Below are 19,101 nucleotides of genomic sequence, written 5' to 3'. Positions count from 1 at the left end.
CGCTGGCGCTGGCGGGCGGGGTCACCGTGATGGCGACACCCCATCCGTTCCTCGCCTTCAGCCGGCAGCGCGGCCTCGCGCCGGACGGGCGCTGCAAGTCCTTCTCCGCGGCCGCCGACGGCACGGCCTGGGCCGAGGGCGTGGGACTCGTCCTCCTGGAGCGGCTGTCCGACGCCCGCCGCAACGGCCATCCCGTCCTGGCCGTCCTCCGCGGCTCCGCCGTCAACTCCGACGGCGCGTCCAACGGCCTCACCGCGCCGCACGGTCCGGCACAGCGGCGGCTGATCACGCGGGCGCTGGCGGACGCGGGGCTGCGGCCCGCCGACGTGGACGCGGTCGAGGCCCACGGCACGGGCACCCGGCTCGGCGACCCCATCGAGGCGCAGGCCGTCCTCGCCACGTACGGACAGGGCCGCGAGGAGCCTCTGTGGCTCGGGTCGGTCAAGTCCAACCTCGGGCACACACAGGCGGCCGCCGGGGTCGCCGGTGTCATCAAGATGGTGCAGGCGCTGCGCCACGGCGAACTGCCCCGGACGCTGCACGCCGACACGCCGACCCCTCACGCGGACTGGCCGTCGGGCCGGGTGGAGCTCCTGACGGCCGCCCGGCCCTGGCCCGCCTCCGCGCGGCCCCGGCGGGCCGGTGTCTCGGCCTTCGGGATCGGCGGGACGAACGCGCACGTGATTGTGGAGGAGGCGCCGGGAGAGGGGGCCTTGGTTGCTTCGGAGAACGGCACGCCGTCACCGTTTCCGTGGCTGCTCTCCGCCGCCGACGCGTCCGCGTTGCGCGCCCAGGCGCGCCGGCTCGCCTCCGAGGTGGCGGCCCGGCCGGAGCTGTCGGCCGGCGATGTCGCGCACTCGCTGGCGGTGTCGCGCTCGGCCCTGGCCCATCGGGCGATGGTTCCGGCCGGTGAGCGGGCGGTCATGCTGGACGCGCTGAGCGCCCTCGCGGCGGGCCGGGACGCTCCGGGGGTGGTGCGCGGCCTGGCGGCCCAGGAGGTCCGTACGGCCTTCCTGTTCACCGGGCAAGGCGCCCAGCGCCCCCGTATGGGAGCCCAACTCCGCGCCGCCTTCCCCGTCTTCGCCGCCGCCTTCGACGAGGTCTGCCGCCATCTGGACGACCTGCTCCCCCGGCCGCTCGGCGCGGTGCTGTCCGCGGAGCCGGGCTCGGCGGACGCGGCGCTGGTGGACCGCACGGACTTCACGCAGGCCGGGCTGTTCGCCTTCGAGGTGGCGCTGTACCGGCTGCTGGAGGCGTGGGGCGTCCGCGCCGACCGCCTCGCGGGCCACTCGGTGGGCGAGCTGGCGGCGGCCCATGTCGCCGGTGTGCTCGATCTCCCCGATGCGGCGCGGCTCGTCGCCGCGCGCGGCCGCCTCATGCAGGCGCTGCCCGAGGGCGGCGCGATGGTGGCGCTGGACGCGGCCGAGGCGGAGGTCCTGACCGCGCTGACCGGACGGAGGGCGCACGTGGCGGTCGCGTCCGTCAACGGGCCCCGTTCGGTGGTGATCTCCGGCGTGGCGGATGCGGTGCTCTCGATCGCCGCGGACTTCGAGGCGCGGGGACGCAGGGTCGGCCGGCTGCGGGTGGGTCATGCCTTCCACTCGCCCTTGGTGGAGCCGATGCTCGACGACTTCCTGCGTGTGGCACGCGAGTCGACCTTCCGTCCGCCCCGCATTCCGGTCGTCTCCACTGTGACGGGGCGTCCTGCCGAGGCCGCCGAGCTGTGCTCGCCCGAGTACTGGGTACGGCATGCCCGGCAGCCCGTGCGTTTCGCCGACGCCGTGCGCGCGCTGGCGGACGACGGGGTGTCGGCCTTCTTGGAGCTCGGGCCCGGTCCGGTCCTCACGGCCGCGACCGCCGACTGCCTGGCCGAAGCCGGGGCCTCCGTTCTCGCGGTGGCCACCCGACGCGACGCGCACGAACCGGAGACCCTCCTGTCCGCCGTGGCGCGGCTGCACGTCGCCGGGGCCACTGTCGACTGGTCGGCGGTGTACGCGGGTTCCGGCGCGCGCCGCGTGGACCTGCCGACGTACGCCTTCCAGCGGCAGCGGTACTGGCTGGACGCGCCGCGCACGACCACCGCCGAGGACCCGGCACTCCTGGGCCCGTCCTTCCCGGTCCCGGGCACCGAACAGACCCTGCTGAACGGCCAGTTGTCGCTGCCGGCCCACCCCTGGCTCGGCGACCACGTCGTCGCCGGGCGAGTGATCGTGCCGGCGACGGTGTTCGTGGAGATGGCTGTGCGCGCCGGGGACGAGGCCGGCTGCGGGACGGTCGACGACCTGGCGATGCTGAGCCCGCTCGCGCTGCACGGCTCCTCGGCGGTGCGGGTCCAGGTCGTGGTGGGCGGCCCCGACGACTCGGGCCGACGGCCGGTCGACGTCTTCACCCGGCCCGACGAGTCCGACGACGACACTCCGTGGACCCGGAACGCGTCCGGACACCTGGGGCGCGGTGGCGGTGCGAGGCAGGAGGGGCTGACCCAGTGGCCGCCCCCGGCCGCCGAGGCCGTGGAGCTCGGCGGTGCGTACGCCGCCCTCGCCGACGCCGGGCTCGCCTACGGGCCCGCCTTCCAGGGGGTCCACGCGGTCTGGGTGCGCGGCGACGACGTCTTCGCCGAGGTCCGGCTGCCCGCTTCGCACACGTCGGAGGCGGACCGCTACGGTCTCCATCCCGCGCTGTTCGACGCGGCGCTGCACGCGTCGTTGTGCGCCGCCCCCGCCGACCCGGGCCCGCTGCGGGTGCCGTTCGCGTGGGGCGGAGTACGTCTCTACGCCTCCGGGGCAACGGAGTTGAGGGTCCGGGTGACGCGCACGGGCACGGACACGGTCGCCCTCACGCTCGCCGACCCGACCGGCCGGCTGGTGGCCCGCGTGGACTCCCTGACGACCAGGGAACTCCCGGCCGCCGACCGGGCCGACGGCAGCTCGGCGGACGCCCTCGCCCGCGGAGCGTTGCTGCGTCCCGAATGGGCCGCACTCGACATCCCGGAGCCGCCCGAGCCGTCCGTCGGTAAGGACGGGCACGCGTGGGCGGTGCGCGGGCCCGACCCGCTGGGCCTTGCCGCGTATCTGCCCGGCGCCGCCCCCGGATCGACGGCCGTCACGCCCGGATTCACTGCCGTCACGGCCATCGCCCGCCCGACCGGCCCCGACGCCCGCGCGGCGGAGTCCGATCCCCTGCCCGGCGTACACGCGTCGACGGGCAGGGTGCTGGCAGCGCTTCAGGACTGGCAGGGCGATCCGGAGACGGCGGGCACGCGGCTGGTGGTGGTGACGCGGGACGCGACCGCCCCGGTGCCGGACCTGGCGGGTGCGGCGGTGTGGGGGCTGGTGCGCGCGGCCCAGGCGGAGCTGCCCGGTCGTGTGGTCCTGGTGGATGTGGACGGGCGGCCCGAGTCGCTGCGGATGCTCCCTGCGGCCGTCGCCTCCGGCGCGCCTCAACTCCGGTTGCGGGAAGGGCGGGTGACCGTTCCGCGGCTGGCCTCCGTCCGCGCTGACGACCCGGTGCGTGCCGCCGATGCGCCGGTGGCCTCCTTCGACAAGGACGGCACGGTACTGATCACCGGCGGAACCGGCGCGCTGGGCGCGGACGTCGCACGCCATCTGGTCGCGGAACACGGCGTACGGCATCTGCTGCTGACCGGACGCCGTGGACCTCGGGCCACCGGGGCCGGGGAGCTGCGCGACGAACTGGTGGCGGCGGGGGCGCGGGTGGACGTCGTCGCCTGTGACGCGGCCGACCGTGCCGCGCTGGCCGAGGTGGTCAAGGGCTGCGAGCCGCCACTGACCGCCGTGGTGCACGCCGCCGGGGTGCTCGACGACGGCGTGCTGGACTCGCTGGACCCCGAGCGGATGGCGGCCGTGCTGCGGCCGAAGGCCGACGCGGCCTGGAATCTGCACGAACTGACCCGGGACATGCGCCTTTCGGCGTTCGTGCTCTTCTCCTCCGTCTCCGGCCTGCTGGGCCGGGCGGGCCAGGGCAACTACGCGGCGGCCAACGCGTTCCTCGACGCCTTCGCGCGGTTCCGTACCGCCGCGGGGCTGCCGACGGTCTCGCTGGCGTGGGGGCCATGGGAGAACGCCGACGGTATGGCGGCCGGGCCGGTCTTCGACCCGTCAAGCCCGCGGTCGCGGCCACGTGAGGTGCTCGTACCTCTGTCCACGCGGCACGGCCTCGCCCTGTTCGACGCCGCGCTGTGCTCCACCGAGCCGGTCCTGGCGCCCGTCCTGGTGGACCGGGCCGTGCTCCGGTCGGGCGCCGCGCACCTGCCGCCGCCGTTGCGAGGACTCGTCCGGCAGAACCGGCCGACGGCATCGGCGACTTCGGCCACCGCCGAGGGGTCCGGGTCCGGGCAGGGTCTGGAGCCCGGTGCCTGGCGGCAGCGCCTGGACCGGCTGCCCGCGGGCGAACGGGAAGCGGTGCTCGTGGAGTTGGTGCGGGCCGACGTGGCGGCGGTGCTCGGGTATCCGCACGCCGACGCGCTCCCGGCGGGCAAGTCGCTCGCCGAGCTGGGCTTCGACTCCCTGACGGCCGTGCAGATCCGCAACCGGCTGAGCACGGCGCTCAAGGTCGGGCTGCCGGCCGCGGTGGTGTTCGAGCACCGCACGGCCGAGGAACTGGCACGTCATCTGCTCGGCCTGCTGGAGCCGTTGGACGCGGTGGGCTCGGTGGGATCGGTGGAGGCGCTGGGCGACGGGGTGGACACCCCGGCGGCCAGCGGACTCATGGCCCCCGCCGAGGCCACCGCCGTCGAGCGGCCCTCGTACACCCTCTCGTCACTGTTCCGGACGGTCAGTGCCGCCGGGCAGCCGGTGGCGGCGATGCATCTGCTCGTCACCGCGTCCTGGGCACTGCCCACCTTCACGGCCGCCCAGGGGCACGACCATGCCCTGCCCCCGATCCGCCGCTCCCACGGCGCTCCCGGTTCCGGTGGGCCGACCGTCGTCTACTTCCCCGCGTACCAGCCGTCGTTCGCGGCGGGCGGCGGAGACTTCCCCCGCTTCCACGGCGCCTTCGAGGGCGACCTGGACGTCCTGGAGTTCCCGCACCCCGGCCTCGGCACCGGTGCGGCCGTGCCGGAGGACCGCGCCGCCCTGGCGCACACGCAGGCCGAGTGCGTGCTGCGGCACGTCGGTGACGGGCCCTTCGTGGTCGTGGGACGCTCGGCGGGCGGGAACGTGGCGCATCTGGTGGCCCATCACCTGGAAGGCATGGGGCGGGCACCGGCCGGCCTGGCGCTGCTGGACACGTACCACATCACGCCGGACAACAGCGGCACGGACTGGCTGCTGTCCCTGGCCGCACCGCCGCCCGGGGCCACCGAAGGGACCGACTTCGCCGGGCCCGACGACGGCATCCTGGCGGCGATGGGCGCCTACAACCGGATCTTCCTCGGCTGGGACCCCGAACCGGTCACCACGCCGACGCTCCTGATCCGCGCGTCGCACCCCACCGCCGCCATGGCGGCCTCAGCGGAGGCCGAATCCTGGCGCACGTCCTGGCCGTCGGCCGGTGGTGCCGTGGACGTCGTGGACGTGCCCGGCGACCACCTGACGATGATGCGGGAGCACGCGGGGACGACCGCGTCGGCTCTCCGCGGCTGGATCGACGCACGGACGACGGAAGGAGCGCGGCGCCCCGGGTGACGGCCAGAACCGTGCGTCCCGGGTGACGGCCAGAACCGTGCGTCCCGGGTGACGGCCGGGGCGGCGCGTCCGTCAGTCCTCGACCGAGATCTCCCGCTTGAGGATCTTTCCGGTCGGGCCCTTGGGCAGGCCCGGCACCAGCTGGACGATCCGCGGGTACTTGTACGGGGCCACGCGGGCCTTCACGAACGCGCGCAGCTCGTCCGCCGTGACCTCGGCGCCCGGCTTCGGCGTGACGACGGCGGCGATCTCCTCGCCGTGCAGCTCGTGGGGGACTCCGAGCACGGCGGCCTCGGCGACGGCGGGGTGCTCGTAGAGGACCTCCTCGATCTCGCGCGGGTAGACGTTGTAGCCGCCGCGGATGACCAGGTCCTTCTTCCGGTCCACGATGAAGTAGAAGCCGTCCTCGTCGCACCGCGCGAGGTCGCCGGTGCGGAACCAGCCGTCGGCGAAGGCGGCCTCGTCGGCCTCCGGGCGGTTCCAGTAGCCCGGCGTCACGTTCGGCCCGCGCACGGCCAGTTCGCCGACCTCGCCCTCGGCGACGTCCTTGCCCTCGTCGTCGATCAGCCGTACCTGGACCCCGTCGATGGGGGTGCCGATGGAGCCGGGCTTGCGGAGCCCCTCGACCCCGCCGAAGGTGACCACGGGGGACGTCTCGGACAGGCCGTACCCCTCGACGACCGGGCAGCCGAACGCCGCCTCGAACCGGTGCAGGACCTCGACGGGCATCGCGGCGCCGCCGGTGACGCACAGCCGCAGCCCCGCGCCCTCCGCGAAGCCGGTCGAGCCCGCCGCGTCGGCCGCGGCGAGCAGCCCGAGGAACATGGTCGGCACGCCCTCCATGACCGTGACCCCGTCGCGGGACAGGATGCTCAGGGCCTGCGCGGCGTCGAAGCGGGGCAGGAGGGTCACGCGGGCGCCGATGAGGACGGCGGCGTTCAGCCCGCAGGTCTGGCCGAAGACGTGGAAGAACGGCAGTCCGCCGAAGAGCGTGTCCGTCGCCGTGAGGCCCAGCTCGCGGACGACGGTGGCGGTGTTGCTGCCCAGGTTGCCGTGGGTGAGGCGGGCACCCTTGGGGCGGCCCGTGGTGCCGGAGGTGTAGAGCAGGACGGCGAGGTCGTCGGCGTCGCGCTCCACGATGTCCGTACGCGCCTCGGACGCGGCCAGCGCGGCGGCGAAGTCGTCGGCGGTGACGTCCGTGCAGCCGATGCCCAGCTCCGCCGCGGCGGCGCCCGCCTCGGCGGCCGCGGGGCCGTAGGTCAGGAGGATGCGGGCGCCGCAGTCCCCCGCGCTGTAGGTGATCTCGGGGGTCTTCAGGAGCGGGTTCATCGGCACGGCGACGGCGCCCGCGCGCAGTACGCCGTAGTAGACCACCGCGAAGTGCGGAATGTTCGGCAGCAGGATCGCCACGCGGTCACCCGGCCCGACGCCCTGGGCGGCCAGCCAGCCGGCCACGCGGGCGCTGCGCTCGTCGAGCGAGCGGTAGTCGAGCGTCTGTGCGTCCAGCTGGATCGCGACGGCCTCGGGGTGCGCCGCCGCGGTACGGGCCAGGTTGAGGGCGAGGTTGGTCACCGTTGACCTCTTTCCGGTGCTTCGGGTGTGCCGGTGGAGCTTGATCTTCCGGGTGGGGTTCGAGCGTCCCGCGCCGCGGCGCGACGCACAAGGTGGGAAAGATCACCAAGCGCCTCTTTGCGACACCCGGCCACGGGTGACGCGGGAGGTCAGCCGGGCCAGGTGCCGGTCAGCCTGCGGGCGGCGACGGCGCCGCCCCGGTCGACGGCGGCCTTGACCCCGGCGAAGATCGCGCCCTGCAGCACGGCGGCCGCCAGCACCTCGCTCCAGCCGCGGTGCTCGTCGGTGGCGTTCGGGACGTCGTCCTCGTGCCCCAGCCGTTTCCAGACCTTCTGGAACAGCTTTCCTGCCAGTACGCCGCCGACGGCGCCCAGGGTCAGGCCGACCGGCTGGTAGGCGATCCTGGCGGCCTTCACCGACGCCTCCTGGCACGGCGGACGAGCAGCAGCGCGACGAGCACGCCGCCCGCCGCGATCCACGGCGCCGGGCCGCGCCGCGCCGCCGGCGCCCTGTCCTGCACCACGTGAGCGGCGTGCGTCGCCTTCTGCCGCAGCTGATCCGTGGCATGGGCGGTCCTGTCGCCGAGCTGCTCCTTGGCGTGGGCCGTCCTGTCCTTGGCGTGCGCGGTCCTGTCGCTCAGCTGCCGCTTGACGGCCCCGGTCCTCTCCTGGGCCCGTGCCTTCACGTCCGCCTTCGCCGCGAGCGCCTCGACGGTCTCCCCCAGCTCCTGGCGGGTCTCGTCGACCTGGGCGCGCAGCTCCTCCGGTGTGGGCCTCTTGCCGCCGCTCCCCGGCTTGTCCTGGGTCATCGCTGCGTCCTTTCCTTGATCTCGGTCATGTCGGCCTTCAGGCTGTCGATCGTCTGCTCCGGCGCGGTCGGGGACGCCTTGCCGATCTGCTGCCTGCCCAGCCCCGCGAGCAGCGCGGCGATGACCGCCAGAATGCCGGTGACGATCAGGGCCGCCGCCCACACGTCCAGGACCAGCGCCAGACCGGCGATCCCCGCCGCCACCAGCGCCTGCAGGGCGAGGACGCCCACGACGCCGGCGCCGCCGTACAGGCCGCCGCCCCTGCCGAATCGTTTGCCCTTCTGCGCCATCTCGGCCTGCGCCAGGCGCATCTCGTCGCGCACCAGCCGGGACAACTGCTGCGAGGCGCGGCGGACCAGCTCGCCCACCGGCTCCTGCGCGCGGTCGCTTCCCCGGGGGGAGTCGGTTGCGGTCATCGGTGTTCACCCCTGCTTCCTCGGCGTTGCACAAGACGTGTGTCCGTGCGGCCGAGTGCCCCGATATCCAGCGGCGACGCATGCCGGTCGCGGGCGGCGGCCTAAGATCCGCCTGCGGAAGCACGGCACGCAGGCGGAAGGGCACATCATGAACGTCGGCCACGACGAAACGGCGCTCGACGACCCGGTGGGGACGTCGCTGACCGGCCATCACGCGCATCTGGCGCGTCGGGTCGGCGGGGCGTCCACCTATCTGCCGGACGTCGCGACCTTCGCCACGGTCCGCGCCGACGCCGGTCCTGCCGCCTGGACCGATCTGGCCGCCCTGCTCGGCAGCGGCGAACTCGCCGACATGTTCAGCTGCCCGGCGACCCCGCCGGACCACTGGGAGCCGGTCTTCTCGCTCGACGGCTTCCAGATGGTCCTTCCGGACGGCGTGGAGGGCGGTCTCGCGGAGGACACCGCCGACGCGGACGTCGTCGAGCTGGGGGCCAACGACGTACCGGAGATGCTCGCTCTCGTCGCGCGGACCAGCCCGGGCCCCTTCTGGCCGCGCACCCGCGAACTCGGCACCTACCTCGGCGTGCGCCGCGGCGGCGAGCTCGTCGCCATGGCGGGCGAACGGCTCCGTCCGCCGGGCTGGACCGAGATCAGCGCCGTCTGCACCGCCCCCGAGGCACGCGGGCAGGGTCACGCCGCCCGCCTGGTGCGCGCGTTGATCACCGGTATCGAGGCACGCGGCGAGCGGCCCTTCCTGCACGTGGCCGAGGCCAACACGGCGGCCGTGGCCCTCTACAAGCGGCTCGGGTTCGTGATCCGCAAGCCGGTGACCTTCCGCGGTTTCCGCACGCCGTGACCGCCGCCGGGGTCAGTCCGTCCCGGTCTCGAACACCCCGGTCTCGAACACCCCGGTCTCGAACGTACGCAGCAGATCGGCGGCGACGCTCACGGCGATCGTCGCCGGTTCCTTGCCGGTGATGTCGGTCAGGCCGATGGGGGTCTTGATCCGGTCGATCGTGGCCTCGTCGTGGCCTCCCTCGGTGGCGAGGCGTTTGCGGAACCGCACCCATTTCGCCGCCGACCCGATCAGGCCGATGGAGCCGAGATGGGCGGTGCGCAGGGCGGCGTCGCACAGCGCGGCGTCCTCGGCGTGGTCATGAGTCATGATCAGGACGTGGGTGCCGCGCGGCAGCTCGTCGAGGACCTCCTCGGGCAGCAGCGGCGTGTGATGCGTGTGCACGTGCGCCACCGCGTCCGCCAGCGCACCGAGCCGCGCCTCGGTGAGCATGTCGGCCCTGCTGTCGATCAAGTGGAGGTCCAGGTCCTGACGGGCCAGGATGCGGGCCAGTTCGAGGCCGACGTGCCCGACGCCGAAGACCGCCACCGCCCGGACCACCGGCAGCGGTTCGAGCAGCACCGACACCGTGCCGCCGCAGCACTGCACGCCGTGCCGGTTGGTCACCTTGTCGTTCAGGGCGAAGTCGACCAGCTCCGGTTCGGGCTTGGCCGCGCCGATCAACTCCCGGGCCCGGTCGATCGCTACGGCCTCGACGTTGCCGCCGCCGATGGACCCCCACGTCCCGCTCCGCCCCACGACGAGCTTCGCGCCGGCCTCGCGCGGGGCGTGACCGCGCACGGTCGCGACGGTCACCAGCACGCCGGGCTCCCGGCGTGCCCGCAACCGCGCGACCGCGGCGATCCACGTCATGTCAGGCACCGCTCAACGCTGCCGCGTCGCTGAGGACTTCGCCGCCCCGGCCGTCCGCCGGGTGACCGGACGCGGCGGATCCGTCGCGGGCGTGCCCGTCCGGTTCCCCGGCGCCTTCGCGGGCGGCCTCGACCGCCCAGAACACCGCCTCCGGCGTCGCGGGAGAGGCCAGCTCGACGGCGGCCCCGCCGGGCCCGAACGCGGCGGCGGCCTGCCGCAGCGCCTCGCGCACCGAGAACGCCAGCATCAGCGGCGGCTCGCCCACCGCCTTGGACCCGTACACCGCGCCCTCCTCGGAGGCGTTCTCCAGGAGCGTGACGTTGAACTCCTCGGGCATCTCCGAGAAGCTCGGCAGCTTGTAGGTGCTCGCGGCCTGCGTGAGGAGGCGCCCGCGGCCCGGGCCGTCACCGGTGTCCCAGCGCAGGTCCTCCAGGGTCAGCCAGCCGGCGCCCTGCACGAAGCCGCCCTCGACCTGCCCGATGTCGATCAGCGGGGACAGGCTGTCGCCGACGTCGTGCACGATGTCCACCCGCCGGATGCGGTACGCGCCCGTGAAGCCGTCCACCTCCACCTCGGCCGCGGCGGCGCCATGGGCGAAGTACTTGAACGGCGAGCCCCGGAACGACTTGGCGTCCCAGTGCAGCCCCTCGGTCCGGTAGAAGCCGGCCGCCGACAGCTGGACCCGCTGGAAGTACGCCGTGCGCACCAGGTCGTCCCACTCCAGCTCCGCGTCGCTGCCCAGGGCGCGCGCGACGCCCTCGACGATGCGTACGTCCGAGGCGTGGGACCCGAGCCGGGTGGCGGCCACCTGAAGGAGCCGCTCGCGCAGCTGCTCGCAGGCGTTCTTCACCGCCGCGCCGTTGAGGTCCGCCCCGGCGCTGGCGGCGGTCGCGGACGTGTTGGGCACCTTGTCGGTCCGCGTGGGGGCGAGGCGCACCTTGTGCAGCGGGATGCCCAGGGTCGTCGCGGCCACCTGGAGCATCTTGGTGTGCAGGCCCTGGCCCATCTCGGTGCCGCCGTGGTTGATCAGGACGGAGCCGTCCTTGTAGATCAGGACCAGCGCGCCGCCCTGGTTGAAGGCGGTGAGGTTGAACGAGATGCCGAACTTGAGGCCGGTGACGGCGAGGGCCCGCTTGGTGTGCGGGTGCGCGGAGTTGAAGGCGGCGATCTCGCGGCGCCGCTCGGCGATGCCGGCGTTCTCCTTGACCTGGTCCCAGACGGCGGCGATCCGTTCGGGCTGCGCGACCGGCTGTCCGTACGGCGTCGCCTGGCCCCGCTGGTAGAAGTTGCGTTCGCGCAGCTCCATCGGGTCGAGGCCGAGCAGCGGTGCGCAACGGCCCATGATGTCCTCGATCACGAGCATGCCCTGGGGTCCGCCGAAGCCGCGAAAGGCGGTGTTGGAGACCTTGTTGGTCCGGGCGATGCGCCCGGCGATGCGGGCGTTGGGGATCCAGTACGTGTTGTCGATGTGGCACAGCGCGCGGGCCACCACCGGCTCGGACAGGTCCAGGCTCCAGCCGCCGTCCGCGGTCAGGGTCGCGTCCAGGGCGCGGATGCGGCCGTCGGCGTCGAAGCCGATCCGCCACTGGGCGTGGAAGCCGTGGCGCTTGCCGGACATGGTCAGGTCCTGGGTCCGGTTGAGGCGCAGCCGGACCGGTCGCCCCGTCAGCCGGGCGCCGAGCGCGGCGACGGCCGCGAAGCCGTGCGGCTGCATCTCCTTGCCGCCGAAGCCGCCGCCCATCCGCAGGCACTGCACGGTCACCTCGTGGCTGTGCAGGCCGAGGACGTGCGCGACGATCTCCTGGGTCTCCGACGGGTGCTGGGTGCTGCTCTGGACGAACACCTGACCGGCCTCGTCGATCCGGGCCAGGGCCGCGTGTGTCTCCAGGTAGAAGTGCTCCTGGTCGGAGAACTGGATCTCGCCGGTGAAGACGTGCGCGGAGTCGGCGAACCCGGCGTCGACGTCGCCGGTCAGCATCATGGGCCGGGCGCCGTGGAAGCTGTCGGCCTCCATCGCGTCCCGCAGCGTGACCAGCGAGGGCAGTTCGTCGAGGTCCACCTCGACGGCCGCCGCGCCGAGCCGGGCCGCCTCCAGGGTCTCGCCGAGCACCCAGGCGACCGCGTGGCCGTGGAACATGACCTCGTCGGGGAAGAGCGGCTCGTCGTGCTTCATCCCGGCGTCGTTGACGCCGGGCACGTCGGCGCCGGTGAGCACGCGGACCACGCCGGGCACGGCGAGCGCGGGTTCGGTGCGCAGCGCGGTGATCCGGCCGTGGGCCTTCATGACCTGGACGGGGTACGCGTGGAGCACGTCCTTGGTACGGGCCACCAGGTCGTCGGTGTAGAGCGCGGTGCCGGTGACGTGCAGGGCGGCGCTCTCGTGCGGCATCGGGACGCCGACGACGGGCTTCTCGGGGCGCTCGGACAGATGACTCATGACGACACCGCCTCGGTGGTCTGTGCGTACAGCTTTCTCAGGCTCTGGCCGAGCATCGCGGAGCGGTAGAGGGCGCTCGCGCGGTGGTCGTCCATCGGCGTGCCCTCGCCCCGCAGCACCGGGGCGGCGCTCTCGACGGTCTCCGCCGTCCAGGGCCTGCCCTCCAGGGCCGCCTCGGTGGCCAGGGCGCGGATCGGGGTGGCGGCCACGCCGCCCAGGCCGATCCGGGCCTTGCGGACGGTCCCGTCCTCGATGTCGAGGGCGAAGGCGACCGCCACGCTGGAGATGTCGTCGAAGCGCCGCTTGGCGATCTTGTGGAAGGTCGTGACCGGCGCCAGGGGCAGCGGGAGGCGCACCGCGCGGATCAGCTCGCCGGGGCGGCGCACGCTCTGCCGGTATCCGGTGAAGTACTCCGCGAGCGGGACCTCGCGCTCGCCGTCGGCGTCGGCGAGGACCACCGACGCCTCCAGGGCGAGCAGCACCGGCGGGCTGTCGCCGATGGGCGAGCCGGTGCCCAGGTTGCCGCCGAGGGTCGCGCCGTTGCGGATGAGGCGGGAGGCGAACTGCGGGAACAGCTCCGCGAGGAGGGGGACGTCGCCGTCCAGGCGGCGCTCGATCTCGGTGAGCGTCAGCGCCGCCCCGATCTCGATGTGGTCCGACGCGACGCGCAGCTCGCGCAGTTCGGGCAGCCGGTCGACGGCGACGACGCACTTCGCGCGCCGGGAACGGATGTTGACCTCCACGCCCCAGTCGGTGGAGCCGGCGACCACGACCGCGTCGGGCCGCTCGCGCAGCAGCCGCAGCGTCTCGGCGAGGGTGTTCCTGCGCAGGAACGTGCTGTCGTCCCGGGCGTACTCGGTGGCGACCGGTGCGGGCGGGTCCTGCTCGCGCCGCCGGGCCAGGGGGTCCTCGTCGGTGGGGGTCCCGACGGCGAACGCGGCGTCGCGGATCGGGCGGTAGCCGGTGCAGCGGCACAGGTTCCCGCTGAGCGCGTGCAGGTCGAAGCCGTTCGGGCCGTGCTCGGCGCCGGAGCCGTCGGCCGCGCCCGTCTCTGCGCCCCCGTCCCCGTTCGCGCCCGCGTCCCCGTGGGCGCAGCGGTCCGGGCGGTAGTACTCGGCGGCCATGCTGCAGATGAATCCCGGGGTGCAGTATCCGCATTGGGAGCCGCCGCGGACCGCCATCTCCTCCTGCACCGGGTGCAGGGCGGGCGTGGTGCCGGGTTCGTCGACGGTGGCGAGGCCCTCGGAGGTGATGACCTCCTGCCCGTCGAGCGACGCGGCCGGGACCAGGCAGGCGTTGACCGCCACCCAGTCGGTGGGCTTGTCCACGCCGGGCCGGGCCACCAGGATCGAACAGGCGCCGCATTCACCCTCGGCGCAGCCCTCCTTGGTGCCGGTCAGCCCACGCTCGCGCAGGAAGTCCAGCGCGGTGGTGTGGGGCGCGGCGGGGGCGATCGGGGTCTCTGCCCCGTTGACCGTGATCCGTGCCGCCGTCATGACCGGCCCGCGTTTCGGTGCGCGATTCGTCGGTGCTTCATGTTCGCCAAGGTCGGGCAACTTTCTGTGCTCGGGCACGCCACGGGAGGGGTGCGGACGCAACGCGGCACGCGACAGCGGTGTGCCGTGAGGAAAGGAGATGACGGGAGACCCGGAAGGTGCCGGAATGTGCCACGGACGGGCACGGGAGGACGGCTCGTTCAGCAGCCGTGCGCGATGCGACCCGGGACCCAGGCGGTGCACTGGGCGAGGCGACCGAGGTCAGAGCTGGTGTACATCCGGTGGTCGCCTCCTTTCGGCGGTCGTGCATCGACGATGACCGGAAGCTAGTGGGGTGGCGGCGCGGAGGTCAAGGGTTGACTTCTGCCGAGGCGTACGTCACCGGCCACGCGGAGGCACGCCCCTCACGGCCCGAGGCGTACCCCACGGGGCCGGGCCGGACGGCCACTGCGTGTTAGCGTGAGACGTTTGCACGGTCGACGCTCCGTGATGTCGCCCGTGCGGTCCCCCTCGTCCGTCGGCCACGGATTCCTGCCGGGCCTTCCTCGGTACGTTCCCTTACGGAAGGCTCGTCATGACCGACCCCACCGCACCCCAGGTCGCCTCCTTCGCCGCACTCGACCTGCCGGCCGGGCTGCTGCGCACGCTGACCGAGCAGGGCGTGGAGAAGCCCTTCCCGATCCAGGCCGCCACGCTGCCGAGCGCCCTCGCGGGCCGGGACGTCCTGGGGCGCGGGCGCACCGGATCGGGCAAGACGCTCGCCTTCGGCCTGCCGCTGCTCGCGCGGACGGCGGGGCGCCGCGCGGAGGCGAAGCAGCCGCTCGCGCTGATCCTGGTGCCGACCCGGGAGCTGGCCCAGCAGGTCACCGAGACGCTCACCCCGTACGCCGAGGCGCTCCGGCTGCGCCTGGCCACGGTCGTCGGCGGCATGTCGATCGGGCGGCAGGCCGCCGCGCTGCGCGACGGGGCCGAGGTCGTCGTGGCCACGCCGGGCCGCCTGCACGACCTGGTCGACCGCAAGGCCTGCCGCCTGGGACGCGTGCGGATCACCGTCCTCGACGAGGCCGACCAGATGTGCGACCTGGGCTTTCTGCCGCAGGTCAGCGAGGTGCTCGACCAGGTGCACCCCGAGGGCCAGCGCATGCTGTTCTCGGCCACTCTGGACGGCGACGTCGACGGTCTCGTCCGGAGTCATCTGCACGACCCCGCCGTCCACGAGGTCGACCCGTCCGCGGGCGCGGTCACGACGATGGACCACCACGTGCTGGTCGTCCACGGCCCCGACCGGTACGCCGTCACCACGGAGATCGCCGCGCGCGACGGCCGTGTCCTGCTGTTCCTGGAGACCAAGCACGCCGTCGACCAGCTGACCCGGCACCTGCGGGCCAGCGGGGTGCACGCCGCGGCCCTGCACAGCGGCAAGTCCCAGCCGCAGCGCACCCGGACGCTGGCGCAGTTCAAGGAGGGCTCGATCACGGCGCTGGTGGCCACCGAGGTCGCGGCCCGCGGTCTGCACGTGGACGACCTGGACCTCGTGGTGAACGTCGACCCGCCCACCGACCCCAAGAACTATCTGCACCGGGCGGGCCGCACCGCACGGGCCGGCGCGTCCGGCCGGGTCGTCACCCTGGTGCTGTCGGGCCAGCGCCGCGAGCTGAGCCGGCTCATGGACGAGGCCGGTATCGCGCCGACCGTCACGAAGGTCCGCTCGGGCGAGGCGCAGCTGAGCCGGATCACCGGGGCCAAGGCCCCCTCGGGCACCCCGCTCGACGGCGGGCCCGCCGCGTCACGGCCCAAGAACCACAACGCCCCCTTCCGCGGCATCGGCACCAGCAAGGACGCCTCGCGCGGCACCGGCGGCAAGTCCCGCAAGGCCGGCGAGGCGCGCAAGCTCGCCGAGGCCCGCAGGGCGGCCCGGACGCGCCGCGGCGGCTGACGGTCCGCCCACCGCCCTCGTACCCCCACCCCAGCCTAAAGAGCGTGTAAAAACATGCGGTTATGCTGGGGCGTCTTGTCCGGGTTCGATGGGGGGCCGACCGAAGTGAACCGATCTGCCGTGCGCGTGATGGTGGTCGACGACGAGTTGCTCGTACGGGAGGGGCTGCGGCGCATCCTGGAGACCTTCGACGGTCTCGACGTGGTCGCGGTGTGCTCCGGCACCGCGGCCGCCGAGCAGGCCGCGCGGCACCGGCCCGACGTGGTGCTGCTCGACCTGCGGATGCCCGACCGGGACGGGCTGACCGTCCTCGCCGACCTGCGGTCGCTTGCCGCGCCGCCCGCCGTCGCCCTGCTCACCACGTTCGACGCCGACGAGTACCTGGACGCGGCGCTGCGCGGCGGCGCCACGGGCTTCCTCCTCAAGGACACCCCTCCCGCGCAACTGGAGTACGCCGTCAAGGAGTTGGCGCGGGGTGGCAGCGTGCTCGCGCCCCGGCTCGCGCGGACGGTCGTCCGGCACTACGCCGATGCCGCCGCCCAGGAGCCGGGATCCGTTCCCCGGCGTACTCCCCCGGCCGCTCCCGAACCGGCCGGACCCGAGCTCACCGACCGCGAACGCGAGGTGCTCGCGCTGGTCGCCGAGGGCCTGTCCAACACCGAGATCGGGCAGCGTCTCTTCATCGGCACCACCACCGTCAAGGACCACGTCAGCGCCCTCCTGGTGAAGTTCGGGGTCGCCAACCGCGTCCAGGCGGCCGTGCAGGCGTACCGGCTCGGTCTGGTGCCCGCGGACCCCGTCGCCGTCGGCGGCGCCGCCGCACGATGAGGCTCGACCGCCGCACCGCCGAGCGCGGCGTCGCGTTGCTGGCGTGCGCCGAACTGCTCACCGTCGCCGGGACCTTCGACGCCCTCGGCCTCGCCGTCTGCTCGGCGGCGCTGCTCGTCCTGCCGCTGCGCCACCGCTTCCCGCTGAGCACCCTGGCGGTGACGCTGCCCGCCACCGTCACCGAGTACCTGTGGCTGCCCGCGATCCTCGCGATGTTCGTGGTGGCCTGCCGTGCCTCGCCCCGGGTGATCCGGGTCTGCGGTCTGCTGCTGTTCACCGCCGCGCTGGTCCCCTGGCCGCCGGACGCGCTCCTCGACCACTCCCGGCCCGAGGTCCTGACGATGGTCGAGGGGGCCGGGCTGCTCAGCCTCGGTCCGATCGTGCTCGGCCTGCTCGTCAGGACCCGCGACGAGCTCAGGCACCGCCTCACCGACCTGGCCGCCACCCAGCACCGCGAACAGTGGCTGGAGTCCCAGCGCGCGGTGACCCGCGAACGCGCCCGGCTGGCCCGCGACATGCACGACACCGTCTCGCACCACGTCGGCATCATCGCCGTCCAGTCCGGCGCCCTCAGTGCCACCGAACCCGACGCGGCACGCCGGGCGGACATCGACGTGGTGCGCGAGCACAGCGTGCGGGCGCTGGAGGAGCTGCGCAACATGGTCGGCGTCCTGCGCGGCGCGGACGCCACGGCGGCGGCCGCGGCCGGCCGGACCCGCCTGACGGATCTGCACGGCCTCACCGCGGAGAGCCTCCTCGACGTCGGCGTGCACATCGCCGTGGCGCCCGGCGCCCGCTGGGACCCCGCGCTGGAGGCAGCGGCCTTCCGCATCGTGCAGGAAGCGCTCAACAACGTGCGCAAGCACGCCCCCGGGGCGCCGGTCCAGGTGTCGGTCCTGGCACCGGAGGGCCAGGACGTCCTCGTCGTGGAGATCGACAACGGACCGCCCGCCGCGGACCGGACCGCGCCCACCCTGCCGTCCGGCGGCCATGGGCTCGCCGGGCTGCGCGAGCGCGCGGCCCTCGTCGGCGGTCGCGTCACCGCCCGCCCCAGCGCGGACGGCGGCTTCACCGTCCGCGCCGAACTCCCGCTGTGAACCCGGCGGGCCCGTCCCCTCCACCTGGAGGGGGCCGGTGGACGGTACCGGCCACCAGGGCTTCGAAGACAGCATGGTCCCCGGCCGGAACGCCCATGACCTGCGGCGACGGCCACCGGACGGCGGGCCGCCACAGGCCCGCCGTGACAACCGAGACGACGCCGCCCGTACGACGGTGCGGCAGGGGGAGAACCCACGTGATGTCGACGAAGCAGCGCCCCATGACCCGCCGTGCCTCGCTGGTGGGCGTGGCCGCGCTCACCGCGGGCGCCCTGTTCGCCGGGGCCTCCCCGGCCCTGGCCTCCCACGCCGCCGAGACCCGTGCCGCCTCGGCCTCGGCCACGCAGGAGATGCCCGAGCTGACCGCCGAGCAGCTCCGCTTCATCGAGGACGGCATGGGCCCCGAGGCCATGGCGGAGCTCAACAAGGCCATGAGCGGGGGCGGCGACGGCGAGATCCGTCCGCGGGCCTTCCCCATCGCCGCCGTGGCCATCGGCGCCGCCGCCTGGTGTGCCAAGGGCGCCGTCGCCAGCATCCCCACGTCGGTGCTCAGCGACGTCGCCGACGGCAAGTTCTCCGGCAAGGGCACCTACGTCAAGAACGCCATCATCGGCTGCCTCGGCGGCGAGATCGGCGGCGTGGTCTGGAAGTTCCTGCCCGGCTGGGTCAAGAACAAGGCCGTGGCCATGGTGGCCGCCTTCATCATCAAGTACATCCGCTAGGCATCACGCTCATCCGCCATACGTTCGGGGCCCGCTCACTCATGACGTACGTCTTCATCCTCTGCTGCTTCACCCTGCTGGCCGTGGTCACCCTGCTGGCCGCCCGTGTCGGCCGCCGCGGGGAGGTCTGCGACCGCAGCGTCGGCTACGAGGTGCCGGACGAGGTCAAACGCGACCCCGAACTGCGCGAGCAGGCCAACCGCCTGGTGGCGCACTGGTGCACGGGGGCGGCGATCCTCAGCCTCGCCCCGCTGATCCCGGTCGGCCAGCTCCTGTTCACCGACGGCGACTGGAGCATCGGGACCGGCGGGCTGATCGCCCTCGCGTTCTACGGTCTCGTCGTCGTGGTCGTCGCGGGCTACCCGTTCGAGAAGATCAAGCACCTGGGGCGCTGAGCGCCCACGCCTGTGTCCCGGTCCAGGGCCCTGGACCG

Annotated in this window: 14 protein-coding genes; 7 read left to right on the top strand and 7 right to left on the bottom strand. The window is 74.0% G+C overall.

What is annotated here, in order from left to right:
- Positions 1-5,648 (top strand): type I polyketide synthase (locus AOK22_RS43720; protein WP_055699295.1); only part of this gene is annotated, 5,648 nt, incomplete at its 5' end.
- A 72-nt stretch (positions 5,649-5,720) separates the two neighbouring features.
- Here the strand turns inward: AOK22_RS43720 and AOK22_RS15795 are convergent.
- From AOK22_RS15795 to AOK22_RS15780, 4 genes are all read right to left on the bottom strand, one after another.
- On the bottom strand, positions 5,721-7,220 hold the full coding sequence (locus AOK22_RS15795) for a long-chain-fatty-acid--CoA ligase (RefSeq protein WP_055699293.1): 1,500 nt from the start codon (positions 7,218-7,220) through the stop codon (positions 5,721-5,723).
- A gap of 149 nt (positions 7,221-7,369) precedes the next feature.
- Entirely contained in the window at positions 7,370-7,636 is a 267-nt protein-coding gene (locus AOK22_RS15790; RefSeq protein ID WP_055699292.1) for a DUF4235 domain-containing protein, read from the bottom strand.
- Positions 7,633-8,028, bottom strand: coding sequence for a DUF3618 domain-containing protein (locus AOK22_RS15785; RefSeq protein ID WP_055699291.1), 396 nt, complete (start codon positions 8,026-8,028; stop codon positions 7,633-7,635). The genes AOK22_RS15790 and AOK22_RS15785 overlap by 4 nt, the downstream gene beginning before the upstream one ends.
- A complete protein-coding gene (locus AOK22_RS15780; protein WP_055699290.1) occupies positions 8,025-8,444 on the bottom strand; it encodes a phage holin family protein in 420 nt (139 codons plus the stop codon). Before AOK22_RS15780 ends, AOK22_RS15785 begins: the two co-directional genes overlap by 4 nt.
- Before the next feature lie 148 nt (positions 8,445-8,592).
- Between AOK22_RS15780 and AOK22_RS15775 the strand changes: the two genes are divergently transcribed.
- Positions 8,593-9,300 carry a GNAT family N-acetyltransferase gene (locus AOK22_RS15775; RefSeq protein WP_055699289.1) on the top strand — a complete coding sequence of 236 codons (708 nt, stop codon included), beginning with the start codon at positions 8,593-8,595 and terminating at the stop codon, positions 9,298-9,300.
- Positions 9,301-9,312: 12 nt separating this feature from the next.
- Here AOK22_RS15775 and xdhC read toward each other — a convergent pair whose 3' ends face one another.
- Genes xdhC through AOK22_RS15760 form a run of 3 tightly spaced genes read right to left on the bottom strand, consistent with a single transcriptional unit; the run spans position 9,313 to position 14,085 of the window.
- Positions 9,313-10,152, bottom strand: coding sequence for a xanthine dehydrogenase accessory protein XdhC (xdhC, locus tag AOK22_RS15770; protein ID WP_063795268.1), 840 nt, complete (start codon positions 10,150-10,152; stop codon positions 9,313-9,315).
- A 1-nt stretch (position 10,153) separates the two neighbouring features.
- Positions 10,154-12,589: a xanthine dehydrogenase molybdopterin binding subunit gene (gene xdhB, locus AOK22_RS15765; RefSeq protein ID WP_055699287.1), complete on the bottom strand. Its 2,436-nt coding sequence runs from the start codon at positions 12,587-12,589 to the stop codon at positions 10,154-10,156.
- Positions 12,586-14,085: a xanthine dehydrogenase small subunit gene (locus AOK22_RS15760; protein WP_055699286.1), complete on the bottom strand. Its 1,500-nt coding sequence runs from the start codon at positions 14,083-14,085 to the stop codon at positions 12,586-12,588. Before AOK22_RS15760 ends, xdhB begins: the two co-directional genes overlap by 4 nt.
- 574 nt (positions 14,086-14,659) lie before the next feature.
- On the opposite strand from AOK22_RS15760, the gene AOK22_RS15755 reads away from it, so the two are divergent.
- From AOK22_RS15755 to AOK22_RS15735, 5 genes are all read left to right on the top strand, one after another.
- Positions 14,660-16,021: a DEAD/DEAH box helicase gene (locus AOK22_RS15755; protein ID WP_055699285.1), complete on the top strand. Its 1,362-nt coding sequence runs from the start codon at positions 14,660-14,662 to the stop codon at positions 16,019-16,021.
- A 129-nt stretch (positions 16,022-16,150) separates the two neighbouring features.
- The gene (locus tag AOK22_RS15750; RefSeq protein WP_055699294.1) at positions 16,151-16,849 is read left to right on the top strand and encodes a response regulator; all 699 of its coding nucleotides are present in this window, start codon (positions 16,151-16,153) and stop codon (positions 16,847-16,849) included.
- Positions 16,846-17,946: a sensor histidine kinase gene (locus AOK22_RS15745; RefSeq protein ID WP_055699284.1), complete on the top strand. Its 1,101-nt coding sequence runs from the start codon at positions 16,846-16,848 to the stop codon at positions 17,944-17,946. Before AOK22_RS15750 ends, AOK22_RS15745 begins: the two co-directional genes overlap by 4 nt.
- A gap of 200 nt (positions 17,947-18,146) precedes the next feature.
- On the top strand, positions 18,147-18,668 hold the full coding sequence (locus AOK22_RS15740; RefSeq protein WP_055699283.1) for a hypothetical protein: 522 nt from the start codon (positions 18,147-18,149) through the stop codon (positions 18,666-18,668).
- A gap of 41 nt (positions 18,669-18,709) precedes the next feature.
- The gene (locus AOK22_RS15735) at positions 18,710-19,063 is read left to right on the top strand and encodes a hypothetical protein (protein WP_055699282.1); all 354 of its coding nucleotides are present in this window, start codon (positions 18,710-18,712) and stop codon (positions 19,061-19,063) included.
- Positions 19,064-19,101 lie beyond the last annotated feature (38 nt).

This window comes from Streptomyces silaceus (assembly GCF_001419745.1).
Classification (GTDB): Bacteria; Actinomycetota; Actinomycetes; order Streptomycetales; family Streptomycetaceae; genus Streptomyces; species Streptomyces silaceus.
The sequence above is the reverse complement of the archived record's forward strand: the minus strand, read 5'-3'. Positions and strand labels throughout refer to the sequence as shown.